Source organism: Shewanella ulleungensis (assembly GCF_014648315.1).
Lineage (GTDB): Bacteria > Pseudomonadota > Gammaproteobacteria > Enterobacterales > Shewanellaceae > Shewanella > Shewanella ulleungensis.
The window spans coordinates 139,947-152,230 of the sequence record NZ_BMQW01000006.1 but is presented as its reverse complement, the minus strand read 5'-3'; the positions used below and the strand labels follow the sequence as shown (position 1 = coordinate 152,230).

General features: G+C 42.4%; 9 protein-coding genes. 1 reads left to right on the top strand and 8 read right to left on the bottom strand.

Annotated elements, in window-relative coordinates; translation table 11 throughout:
- Nucleotides 1-23 precede the first annotated feature (23 nt).
- From msrA to IEY40_RS12840, 3 genes are all read right to left on the bottom strand, one after another.
- Entirely contained in the window at nucleotides 24-617 is a 594-nt protein-coding gene (msrA, locus tag IEY40_RS12850; RefSeq protein ID WP_188956789.1) for a peptide-methionine (S)-S-oxide reductase MsrA, read from the bottom strand.
- A 166-nt stretch (nucleotides 618-783) separates the two neighbouring features.
- The gene (locus IEY40_RS12845) at nucleotides 784-1,932 is read right to left on the bottom strand and encodes a hypothetical protein (protein ID WP_188956787.1); all 1,149 of its coding nucleotides are present in this window, start codon (nucleotides 1,930-1,932) and stop codon (nucleotides 784-786) included.
- Between the two features lie 85 nt (nucleotides 1,933-2,017).
- On the bottom strand, nucleotides 2,018-3,973 hold the full coding sequence (locus IEY40_RS12840) for a DNA topoisomerase III (RefSeq protein ID WP_188956785.1): 1,956 nt from the start codon (nucleotides 3,971-3,973) through the stop codon (nucleotides 2,018-2,020).
- A gap of 170 nt (nucleotides 3,974-4,143) precedes the next feature.
- Between IEY40_RS12840 and IEY40_RS12835 the strand changes: the two genes are divergently transcribed.
- A complete protein-coding gene (locus tag IEY40_RS12835; protein ID WP_188956783.1) occupies nucleotides 4,144-4,854 on the top strand; it encodes a tRNA (adenine(22)-N(1))-methyltransferase in 711 nt (236 codons plus the stop codon).
- Nucleotides 4,855-5,237: 383 nt separating this feature from the next.
- On the opposite strand, the gene purF is transcribed toward IEY40_RS12835, so the two are convergent.
- From purF to truA, 5 genes are all read right to left on the bottom strand, one after another.
- On the bottom strand, nucleotides 5,238-6,752 hold the full coding sequence (purF, locus tag IEY40_RS12830) for an amidophosphoribosyltransferase (RefSeq protein ID WP_188956781.1): 1,515 nt from the start codon (nucleotides 6,750-6,752) through the stop codon (nucleotides 5,238-5,240).
- Between the two features lie 39 nt (nucleotides 6,753-6,791).
- On the bottom strand, nucleotides 6,792-7,280 hold the full coding sequence (locus tag IEY40_RS12825; RefSeq protein WP_188956779.1) for a CvpA family protein: 489 nt from the start codon (nucleotides 7,278-7,280) through the stop codon (nucleotides 6,792-6,794).
- Nucleotides 7,281-7,432: 152 nt separating this feature from the next.
- A complete protein-coding gene (gene dedD, locus IEY40_RS12820; RefSeq protein ID WP_188956777.1) occupies nucleotides 7,433-8,077 on the bottom strand; it encodes a cell division protein DedD in 645 nt (214 codons plus the stop codon).
- A 76-nt stretch (nucleotides 8,078-8,153) separates the two neighbouring features.
- Nucleotides 8,154-9,431, bottom strand: coding sequence for a bifunctional tetrahydrofolate synthase/dihydrofolate synthase (gene folC / locus IEY40_RS12815; protein WP_188956775.1), 1,278 nt, complete (start codon nucleotides 9,429-9,431; stop codon nucleotides 8,154-8,156).
- Nucleotides 9,432-9,464: 33 nt separating this feature from the next.
- Nucleotides 9,465-10,250: a tRNA pseudouridine(38-40) synthase TruA gene (gene truA / locus IEY40_RS12810; protein ID WP_188956773.1), complete on the bottom strand. Its 786-nt coding sequence runs from the start codon at nucleotides 10,248-10,250 to the stop codon at nucleotides 9,465-9,467.
- Between the last annotated feature and the right edge of the window lie 2,034 nt (nucleotides 10,251-12,284).

Below are 12,284 nucleotides of genomic sequence, written 5' to 3'. Positions count from 1 at the left end.
GAGTTCGATTGATAAACTCACACTTAATGTGTCGCTTTATCCCCCCAAATTTCTGCTAATCTTTTGTCTCGGCCGCAGTTCCAACGGTAAGCATTATAGCGAAGTGGATTGTTTTTATAGTAATCCTGATGGTAACTCTCATCGCCTTTTATCGGATAAAAGATAGACGCATTTAAAATCGGCGTAACCACTTTATTATTGGGAAACTGCTTTTCCACCTTGCTTTTAGACTGTTGTGCAATTTGACGTTCGGCGTCGTTTGCCACAAAAATTGCACTTAAATAGCTAGAACCTTTATCGCAAAACTGTCCGCTTGCATCAAAAGGGTCAATGTTGACCCAGTAATGCTCCAACAGCTCTGAGTAGCTCACTTTGCTTGGATCGTATGTTATTTCAACCGCTTCATAATGACCACGGTGGTTACCATTATAGGTAGGGTCTTTGATGTTTCCACCTGTAAATCCTGAGACTACATCGGTTACGCCATCAAGTTTTTCAAAATCCGATTCCATACACCAAAAACATCCACCAGCCAAAATAGCTTTATCTGCGGTGGCATTCGATGCATAAGACAATAAACTTGCTGCAAATATCGTTAATGCTAGTGTGCTTTTCATAACAGCCTCCTGAATTTTTTATTGATAAGGTTATCTATCATAACGCTACAATATGAACTTAATGGGATAATAGTTCACTATGGCGTTGATTAAACTTAAATGACACAGTCGCCAAATAACCTCCGCTACCCCATTAACCGGCACCAGACTCATATGTGTTTTCCGCTTAACTCTCATGCCAAAGGGTATCATCGCAATACTGCTTGATGAGCGCTTGGATATCTTCAACTTCTGTTTCAGAGAAGTTTTTTAATATCGTGTTGTTACCATTGCCAGCTTTCTGAATGAACACTTCATAATAAAAAACACCCTCAGCGTTTTCTCTACCCTCGATAGAAAATGCATTTTCACTAATGATGAAATTGTCCTCTAGAGAAAATAGCACATTATAAAAACCAGAGTGAGAATGGAATTTAGCGCGCTGTAAACTGTCTTTCATTGGCTCAATAATTTTAAAAATTTCCGGATTAATAGGAAACCATTCACTACTGAGTAGCTTAGAAATACTGACGCAATCTTGACTTATTTTACCTAAAGATTGTTTCAAAAAAACTGAGTCACCAGTAAGTGCCAAGCGATAAGGTGTTTCTCCCTTTTTATTCTGTAGATGAACATTAACAGGTGTTGACTCTGTGAACATTTCAAACATCCCGTCTTTACGTGGGTTGGGCGGGTAAGGAGTCCCTTCGGGTAATTTCGCTTTTAGTATTGCGGTCGCGATGGTTTCGCCTTCAGAGGTATAACCATTGTATGCATCTGGTGCTGTGTGGTTCCAATTAATATGCTCAACAAGCCCGCCTTTAACCAAAAACGCGACAATATCATCGGCACTACTCATTCCCATATAATGCTTATTAATTGTATTAGCGACTTTTTTAGGTAAATAAACCACAGCCGTCGTTTGATCACCGGTAGGAAGAGTCAGGTACTTACTTTGCAATTCTTTTTGAATAAAATTATTTAGCTTGTCATAAAAACTATCTGTAACCCAGCTAGACCCATCTTGGAGAATGCTAAATTTCTTCTTTTTATCTTTATATTCAAAGTGTAACGTGACGGTTGTATCCATACTCCCACTGACAGAAATATTAGTTGGCTTAAATTCGCCAAGGGTCACATCGACATGTTGCATAAATACGTATTTATATGATTCGATTCCATCAATGCACTCTGGATCATAATGAAGAAAACGTTCTGGCGTGATACTTTCGAAAATTTGAAATAAATCATTGCTCGACTCAAGGTCACATAATTCAGTTTCAACGTTAATCTTATGCTTCTTAAGCAAATTTGTTATTCTTTTTAAAAGATCCATTTTATTGTTTCCATTAAATATACAGGTAACACCGGTGTAACCTCTTTAACAGAGGAAAACCTTAAAGCTTTAAATTACCTTACCACTATTTCACTTTTGCTTTGGTCTTCTTTTTATACGTTTTTTTAAAACTGCGCTTTGGCGCACTATTGGCAACACCTTGTAATGCTGAGGGTAACTGACTTGACGCTTGAGTAATTAGGCCATCTAACTGACTGAGTAATGGCTGCATAAACGCATCGTACTTTAAGCGTTTTTGGCTAATGGCATCGAGACTATTTTCCCATAATGCGGTCATGTCGGGTGTGGTGGCAGAATCGGGTAAACTGCGAATAAGACCAACACCAACAGGCGTCGCTTTAATGGCTTTACCCTGACGAACTAAATAACCACGCTTAAACAGCAACTCAATAATCCCGGCACGTGTAGCCTCTGTGCCTAGGCCATCGGTTTCTTTGAGGATTTTTTTAATGTCGCTATCGGTAACATAACGACTGATGCCCGTCATGGCACCTAATAAGGTCGCGTCAGTAAAATGTTTAGGCGCTTGGGTCATTTTTTCTAATAATTCACCACGCTCACATTGCAGTATTTGGCCTTTTACTAGCGGCGGTAGTGACTGCTCGTTATCGTCGTCATCATTGTTATTTGAATCAGTATTACTTTGATTTGCCGTTGTACGTTTAAATAACTGCTTCCAACCTAAAGCTTTATCTTGTCGCGCCTTAGTGGTAAATAATCCACCCTCAATGGTCACTTCAACAGCCGTTTCAGCATAGATATAAGCGGGATAAAACTGGGCTAAATATTGCCTTGCCACATGTTGATACAACTTGGCTTCATTACTTGATAACGCCGACAAATTAGCCACTTTTTCGGTGGGTACTATCGCATGATGGGCATCCACTTTACTGTCATCCCAGGCTTTAGATTTAAGCTTGGCATTAGGTGCGTCGCAACCATCCACTAACCCAGAAGCGCCTCTAAGCACTGCATCTAATACTTTGGGGGCTAATGCAAGTTGATCTTTGGGCAAATAACGACTGTCTGAACGAGGGTAAGTAATTAATTTGTGACGCTCATACAAACTTTGGCAAGTGTCTAGCACTTCTTTGGCTGACAAGCCAAAGCGCTTAGCTGCATCGATTTGCAGTGCGGATAAGCTGTAAGGCAATGGTGGGTTTTGGCGCTTGTCTTTGGCTTCTAATTTGGTGACTTCAGCGGATTTACCTGTAATTCGCGAAACAACGTTTTCAGCTAATCCTCTAGCTAACACTCTGTCATCTTCGTCCATATAAGGTTTACAGGCTTCGCTAGGTTGCCATTTTGCGGAAAATGCTTGTTGTTGGTCTGTTAATAAATGGGCTAGCACTTCATAAAATGCTTTAGGGATAAAATTAGCGATTTCATCATCGCGGCGCACCACTAATCCGAGTAACGGTGTTTGAACTCGGCCAACAGATAACACACCTTGATAGCCGACTTTACGCCCTTGAATAGTATACGCACGGGTCATGTTCATGCCGTATAACCAATCGGCGCGGCTGCGCGCTAATGCAGAGGTTGATAATGGCACAAACTCACGATTGCTACGCAGTTGCCCTAGCGCGCGTTTTACCGCCTGTGGGTTTAAATCGCTTATTAATAAACGCTGAACTTGATTGAGTTTGTCGCCTTTTACGCCCAGATAGGAAATCACCTCATCAACCAGCAATTGCCCTTCTCTGTCTGGATCGCCCGCATTGATAATTGATGTTGCTTGCTTAACCAGTTTACGTAGCACGGTCAGTTGGCTGCGGGTTTTAGGTTTTGGTTGTAGCTTCCAAGTTTGTGGCACTATGGGCAAATGCTCAAGCTTCCATGATTTAAAGGCATCATCATAGGCATCTGGCTCTGCCTGTTCGAGCAAATGACCAATACACCAAGATACACAATCACCGTTGGCAGCCGTTATAAAACCATCGCCTTTTTTGTGAGGCTTCGGAAGTACATCAGCAATCGCTCGGCCTAAACTGGGTTTTTCAGCTATATATAAAATCATAATCCATTATCAGGTCGTAAAGGTTCAGTGAGCGCAAACATCAATCGCGCCAATTAGCTGTATAAAATTACAGTATAGATTACCTGTTAATTTATCTTGCTGCAAATCACATAGCATTCACGGTAAAAATCATTACAATGCGGGTTTTATTTTTATAAACTATTAGCTCAATGAAACTTGGCCAGCGCTTAACGCAACTCAATGACATGATCCCAACAGGCTATACGCACATTTGGGATTGTTGCTGTGACCATGGTTTATTAGGTGCGGCGTTATTATCAAGACAGGCTTCACCGACAATACATTTTGTCGATATTGTCCCAAACTTGATGCAGCAATTAGAAGATAAGTTACAACGTTTTTATCCACGCCAATCAATTCCCCAATGGCATGTACATTGTATCGATGTAGCAAAGCTTCCCTTGTCAGATTATCCAGAAAACCCACTTGTTGTTATCGCTGGCGTGGGCGGAGATTTGATGATCGAGCTCGTTAATTCAATTTGCCTGCAAAATCCTCAGCTACATATCGATTTTTTACTCTGTCCTGTGCACCACCAGTACGAATTACGCCAACATCTGATCAAGCTTGAATGCCGTTTAATTGATGAAAAGTTGATTGAAGAGAATCGCCGATTTTATGAAATACTATATGTATCTCATGGCAAATTAGAACCGACTATATCGGGCAATTCAACCCGCTCTGAAAGCACTCAAGTTAGTCCTGCGGGTAATCAACTGTGGCAGTCAAACTCCGAAATGCAACGCGATATTACTCAGCGTTATTTAGACAAAGTCCTGACACATTATCAAAAGATAAGCCTTTCAAATCCCCAAAAAGCAGCCCAAGCTCTACAAGACTATCAAACGATTACTTTTTAGAAGCCAGTAAGAGTTACTCATCTTTATTTCACTTAAAAGCCTAAAGATAACACCTGGATCCCGGCTCAACATCGTTACCGGGATGACGTAGGCGGACGTTACTTCGATTAAGTCTGTAGGCGTTACTTGCGATGTGACGTAGGCGAACGTTGCGCAATGACGTATTTTTAGTCCGTCATCCCTGAGATCTTTTATCAGGGATCCAGGTGTTGATTTGGGTTCTAGGTTTTAGGTTTTAGGTTTTAGGTTTTAGGTTTTAGGTTTTAGGTTTTAGGTTTTAGGTTTTAGGTTTTAGCACTTAAGCCTTTTAAAACCCATAAAAAAACCAGCATTTTCATGCTGGTTTTTTGTTGTTAACAAATATTGCTAACAAGACGGCTCACTTATGGATGACACTCGTTGTGCATTTCTAAGTTAGTGCCAATGTCTTTGCTGCGGTTGGCTTTAGCATCGTCATTACGTAATTGAGTCAAGTGGTCTAAATATTCTTGATTCACGTCGTTGGTAATGTAATGGCCGTCAAAAACTGAAGTTTCAAAGCGCTTAATCTCTGGATTTTCCATTCTTACGGCTTCAACTAAATCAGTTAAATCTTGGAAAATAATGCCGTCTGCGCCAATAATTTTAGCAATCTCATCTGCGTCACGACCATGAGCAATAAGCTCATTAGAGGTTGGCATATCGATACCGTAAACGTTCGGGAAACGAATTTCAGGAGCAGCTGAAGCAAAGTACACTTTTTTCGCGCCTGCTTCACGTGCCATTTCGATAATCTGTTCTGACGTGGTACCACGCACAATAGAATCATCAACTAACAACACATTTTTACCTTTAAATTCGGTATTAATTGCGTTGAGCTTGCGACGTACTGACTTTTTACGCTCTTGCTGACCAGGCATAATAAACGTACGACCAATATAGCGGTTTTTAACAAACCCTTGGCGGTACGGCAAGTCCATACAACGTGCAATTTCTAATGCGATATCACATGAGGTTTCTGGAATAGGAATAACCACGTCGATGTCGTGATCTTCCCATTCCTTCTTGATTTTTTCACCTAATTTGGCACCCATGTTTACGCGACTTGCATATACAGAGACTTTGTCGATGCTTGAATCAGGACGGGCAAAGTACACAAACTCAAAAATACATGGGGCATAACTTGGGTCTACTGCACATTGACGAGTAAAGAGCTGACCATCAAGTGAAATGTAAACCGCCTCACCAGGTGCTACATCGCGCATCACTTCAAAGCCAACAGCGTCTAAAGCAACACTTTCTGACGCAACCATGTACTCAGTGCCAGTAGCCGTTTCGTGTTTACCCAACACTAAAGGACGAATACCAAATGGATCACGAAATGCAACTAAGCCTTGGCCAATAATCATTGCAACAACCGCATAAGCACCACGGGTTTGCGCATGGACTTTAGCAACAGCATCAAACACTTCGTCAGCACTTAATGACAAACTACGAGTTTCTTGCAGTTCATCGGCTAATAAGTTAAGTAAGATTTCTGAGTCAGATGTGGTATTCACATGACGGCGTTTTTTCACTAGGCCTTCAGCTAACTCAATCGTGTTGGTTAAGTTACCGTTATGCGCTAACGAAATACCAAATGGCGAGTTAACATAAAACGGCTGAGCTTCAGAAGCACTAGAGCTACCCGCGGTAGGATAACGCACATGACCAATGCCAGCATTGCCTTGTAAACGTTGCATGTGTTTAGGTTCAAACACATCTTTCACCAAACCATTGGCTTTACGTAAACGAAACGCATTGATGTCTACAGTCACAATACCTGCAGCATCTTGTCCACGATGTTGAAGCACAGTCAGCGCATCATAAATGGTTTGGTTAACTGTTGATTTTCCTACTATTCCGACGATACCACACATGGGTAAGGTTCCTCACTGTAAGGTGTTTTATGTTTATAATTATATTTTGGGTACAAAGCTTGAGGTGTTTTCGAGATAGTTAAAAAACCACTGAATAACCACGCCAAATTCGGGTACAAGTACTGAACCTTTCCACCATACGGTGTCTGGAAATGCAGTAAATGCATCCATAAAAAACAGTAATGCACTAACTATCAAGGCACCACGAATGGCACCAAAGCACAAACCTAGTATTCGGTCTGTACCTGACAAGCCAGTTTTAGACACTAACTGACCTAATAAATAATTGACTAATGCCCCTAGGATCAGGGTAACGACAAACAGAATGGCAATCGCGATACCGTTTCTAACTAACTCGTCCTGCATTTGAGTTAAATGCGCAGCAAGATCGAGATAAAACTGGCTAGCGATAAAGAAAGCGGCAAACCAAACCACAAGTGACATGGCTTCTTTTGCGAATCCGCGGATCAAACTAATAATAGTTGATAATCCGATAACGATAATAATTGCGTAATCAATCCAAACCATGAAAATGGGGATCCGGTATAGGGTTCAAGACGGCGCGATTCTAACAGAGACAGAGATGTTTCTCACCCCTGATTGTTCAAATTATTCATGCGTGATTGCGAACAATCAATTTGCTAATTTCAACCACGCAACATATCTACCGTCTGAACAAGTTATTGTTCTTGAGGATTGTAGGCAATGATCTTGCCCTTTAACCCAGTTAATTTAAAAATGGGCTCTTGGCGTGCTTTAAGCTTCGACTCTGAAACTTCAGGGCCAACAAACACTCGAGTTAACTTTCCATCAACAGGTTTAGCTGGCAATGTATATGCAGTGAATCCTGCTTTACGCAATTGAGCAATCAATGTACTAACATTGGCGGCGTTGTTAAAACCACCTAACTGTAAAGTAAAGCCAGCTGTAATGGCTGATTTTACTGGAGCTTTAACCTGAGCAACCACTTTAACGGGCTCAGTTTTAGGCTGGGGTTTAGCAGGCTGAGTTTGAATGGGCTTATTTTCAACTTTTTTAGCTACCGCGACAGGTTCTTCACTACCCAACTCAACCACATCACTGCCTAAGTCTTGTGGCTCTGGAATGGTTAACACCTGAAACTCTTCAACTGTGTCACCAGCAGCTTCAGTTGCTTGAGTATTATTTGAGTTATTGTGGCTTTTTGCTAAAGGCCGTAATGGGATTTCAGTAAACTCCTCAACAACTTGAGTCTTTTTACCATCTAATAAGTCGGGTAAAAATATTACCCCTAATGCGACAAGCACTATGGTGCCCACCAAACGATTTTGAAATTGACGATTCAAAGCGAATTCCCTTTTTAAATAATGCCCTATCTTGCTAACACTAACTACTTACTAGCCAATGACTGGCTAAAAAGACTTAAACTAACTTAAAACCTGCAACAGTATAAAAAGAACCAAACACAATAACTACATCGTCTTTGGATATTGACTGTTGTATTCCCTGCCATGCACTAGCGATATCATCATATTGTACGGCCGTTGCACGGCTATTATCATCGGGTAATGCCTGGTACAACAACGCAGCTGACGCACCACGAGGGTTGTCTAGACTCACTAAATTCCACTGGTTAATCTGTGGTGTTAATTGTGCAAGTACAGCCTTAATGTCTTTATCTTTTAACATGCCACACAATGCCACATTACGCCGGCCTTGGTAAGCCTGTAATTGTTTTGCTAAATAACGAGCAGCGTGTGGATTATGGGCAACGTCAAGTAGCACCAATGGTTGCTGGCTCACTTGCTCTAAGCGCCCTGCAAGTTGCGCACTTAACAAACCATCGCTAATCTGTTGTTGGGTAATAGTAGGCCATACTTGGCTCACTAAAGCCACGACACTGGCAGCATTAGGAAGCGGTAAACGCGGTAAAGGTAGGTCATCATAACTATGTTGCTTCGACTTAAAGTGCCATGTCGTAGAATTTGTACTAGATACCTGATATTCAAATTCAACACCAACACGGAATAAGTTTGTTTGTAGCTCGTTCGCATAATCATTAACCGATTGAGGTAAGTCTGGCTCACCCACGACTGCAGTACAATTAGGCCTAAAGACACCTGCTTTCTCACGGCCTACTAACTCACGCGTGTCGCCAAGGTATTCTTGATGATCAAGATCGATTGAGGTCAAAATAACCGCTGTTGAATCAATAATGTTTGTCGCATCTAAACGACCGCCAAGACCCACTTCAAGAATGGCCACATCCACGTTTGCAGCCTTAAATAAATATAAACCCGCTAAGGTCGCGTATTCAAAAAAAGTCAACGAAATCTCGGCTCTCGCGGCTTCAATAGCACAAAATGCCTCAATAAGAGATTCATCACTGGCATCTTGCTGATTAATCCGTACCCGTTCGTTGTAACGCATTAAATGTGGCGAGCTATAAACTCCCACGGTTAAATCCAATTGGCGTAAAATAGACTCAAGCATGGCGCAGCTAGTGCCCTTGCCGTTTGTGCCTGCAACGGTTATCACCTTCGTTGGCGCTAACGCTAATAACGATAAGCGCTTGGCTACTTCTTTGACACGAGTCAGCCCCATGTCGATTTCACTTGGGTGGATAGCCAGCAAATACTCTAGCCATTGGTCTAAGCTCGATTGCAGGTTAGGAACATGCATTTCATTAATAGCCGACATATAAAATCTCACTTTCTTTGACTGACGCTAAATTTAATCCAACATAAACAATGGCCCAAGAGCCAGTTTGGGGATTTGGTATTGCTCTGGATACGTCACATCAACTAAATACAAACCATTAGGTTTTGCTGTTGCCGCGGCTTGATTGCGATCTTTTAATGCCAGTAACTCGCTTATCCAGCTGATCGGCTGATTGCCTAAGCCAATCTCCAGTAACGAGCCGACAATATTGCGCACCATGTGATGTAAAAATGCATTGGCTTGAATATCAACCATCACATACATGCCTTGGCGCGTGACATTGACTTTGTGTACATTACGAAACGGAGTGTTTGACTGACATTGCACCGCACGAAAACTAGTAAAGTCGTGTTCACCTAACAGTAATTGGGCTGCTTGATGCATTAATGTTTCGTCAATATCACCGTGATAATGGCTCACACCAGAGCGTAAAATCCCCGGGCGTAATTGATGATTGTAAATCACATAACGATATCGACGTGCGGTAGCGCTAAAACGTGCATGAAAAGTGTCGTCGACTTCTTTTGCCCAGCGTACAGCAATGCTGTCTGGTAAATTGGCGTTAATGCCTAATGTCCAAGCCGTTAATGGCCGCTCTGCTGTGGTTTCAAAATGCACCACTTGACCAGTGCCATGCACTCCGGAATCTGTACGACCAGCACAAAAAACCTCTATGGGTTCATTTGCCACATAAGTTAATGCTTTTTCAAGCTGGGCTTGCACTGAATCGACATCGGCCTGGCGTTGCCAACCGAAAAAACCACTTCCATCATATTCAATACCTAACGCAACCCGCATAGCAATTTCCTCTACTAATTAATGGCGCGAAGTTTATACCAATTTGAGACATTATGTAATTGGATATAGGCACTCTTACTGACTCTAATGAATAGATGAGTAAATGACACAAGAGCGCCCTGCTTTCAAACTTATCCCCAATCAACCTGAATATTCTCGATTTCAGCAAGAATTGATAGGCATTTAGGTAAGGGATGAAAAGCGTTGGACCTAAAAATAGCCACTACTCTGTCGTTTACTCATTCATATTCATATGGTGCCCACTACTACGTCGTTCCGGCAATGCTGTTGAGCCGGAATCCAGGTGTTGGCTTTAAAAACTCAAGAAAAGTCAAAAACAACACCTGGATCCCTGATAACAGATCTCAGGGATGACGGGCGGGTAGACCAACACCTGGCTACCCGATTAACATATTCGAGGATGACAAGCGTTGGACCTAAAAATAGCCACGACGTCATCCAGTAATTCAACTATTGCGCTGCTTTCACGTTAGTATTCAGATAGCGCCCACTACTCCATCGTTTGCTTATTCGTATTCAGAGGGTGCCCACTACCACGTCGTTCCGGCAATGCTGTTGAGCCGGAATCCAGGTGTTGTCTTTAAAAACTCAAGAAAAGTCAAAAACAACACCTGGATCCCTGATAACAGATCTCAGGGATGACGTGCGGGTGGAGCCAGGCGACATCAATTACTCATTAGCATTCAAATGACGTCCACTACTCCGTCGTTTGTTCATTCTTATTCAGATGGTGCCTACTACCACGTCGTTAACTCATTCAGATGACGCCCACTACTACGTCGTTCCGGCAATGCTGTTGAGCCGGAATCCAGATGTTGTCTTTAAAAACTCAAGAAAAGTCAAAAACAACACCTGGATCCCTGATAACAGATCTCAGGGATGACGGGCGGGTGGAGCCAGGCGACATCAATTACTCATTAGCATTCAAATGACGTCCACGACTCCATCGTTTACTCATTCATATTCAGATGGTGCCTACTACCACGTCGTTTACTCATTCAGATGGTGCCCACTACTACGTCGTTCCGGCAATGCTGTTTAGCCGGAATCCAGGTGTTGTCTTTAAATACTCAAGAAAAGTCAAATACAACACCTGGATCCCTGATAACAGATCTCAGGGATGACGAGCGAGTGGAGCAACACCTGGCTACCCGATAACAGACTTCATTGATGACGGGCGTTGAACTTAAAAACAACCACGACTTCGTCCAGTAATTCAACTATTGCGCTGCTTTCACGTTAGTATTCAGATAGCGCCCACGACTCCATCGTTTACTCATTCATATTCAGAGGGTGCCCACTACCACGTCGTTCCGGCAATGCTGTTGAGCCGGAATCCAGGTGTTGGCTTTAAAAACTCAAGAAAAGTCAAAAACAACACCTGGATCCCTGATAACAGATCTCAGGGATGACGGGCGGGTGGAGCGACACCTGGCTACCCGATAACAGACTTCATTGATGACAAGCGTTGAACTTAAAAACAACCACGACTTCGTCGTTTACTCATTAATATTAAAATGGCGCCCACGACTCCATCGTTTGTTCATTCATATGGTGCCCACTACTACGTCGTTCCGGCAATGCTGTTGAGCCGGAATCCAGGTGTTGTCTTTAAATACTCAAGAAAAGTCAAAAACAACACCTGGATCCCTGATAACAGATCTCAGGGATGACGTGCGGGTAGACCAACACCTGGCTACCCGATTAACATATTCGAGGATGACAAACGTTGAACCCAAAATAGCCACGACGTCATCCAGTAATTCAACTATTGCGCTCACGACTCCGTCATTTGCTCATTCGTATTCAGATAGCGCCCACTACTCCGTCGTTTGTTCATTCTTATTCAGATGGTGCCCACGACTCCATCGTTTGCTTATTCGTATTCAGAGGGTGCCCACTACCACGTCGTTCCGGCAATGCTGTTGAGCCGGAATCCAGGTGTTGTCTTTAAAAACTCAAGAAAAGTCAAAAACAACACCTGGATCCCTGATAACAGATCTCAGGGATGAC

Coding starts and splice junctions, on each gene's coding strand:
- msrA (WP_188956789.1), bottom strand. CDS start 617: ATGAAAAGCACACTAGCATTAACGATATTTGCAGCAAGTTTATTGTCT.
- IEY40_RS12845 (WP_188956787.1), bottom strand. CDS start 1,932: ATGGATCTTTTAAAAAGAATAACAAATTTGCTTAAGAAGCATAAGATT.
- IEY40_RS12840 (WP_188956785.1), bottom strand. CDS start 3,973: ATGATTTTATATATAGCTGAAAAACCCAGTTTAGGCCGAGCGATTGCT.
- IEY40_RS12835 (WP_188956783.1), top strand. CDS start 4,144: ATGAAACTTGGCCAGCGCTTAACGCAACTCAATGACATGATCCCAACA.
- purF (WP_188956781.1), bottom strand. CDS start 6,752: ATGTGTGGTATCGTCGGAATAGTAGGAAAATCAACAGTTAACCAAACC.
- IEY40_RS12825 (WP_188956779.1), bottom strand. CDS start 7,280: ATGGTTTGGATTGATTACGCAATTATTATCGTTATCGGATTATCAACT.
- folC (WP_188956775.1), bottom strand. CDS start 9,431: ATGTCGGCTATTAATGAAATGCATGTTCCTAACCTGCAATCGAGCTTA.
- truA (WP_188956773.1), bottom strand. CDS start 10,250: ATGCGGGTTGCGTTAGGTATTGAATATGATGGAAGTGGTTTTTTCGGT.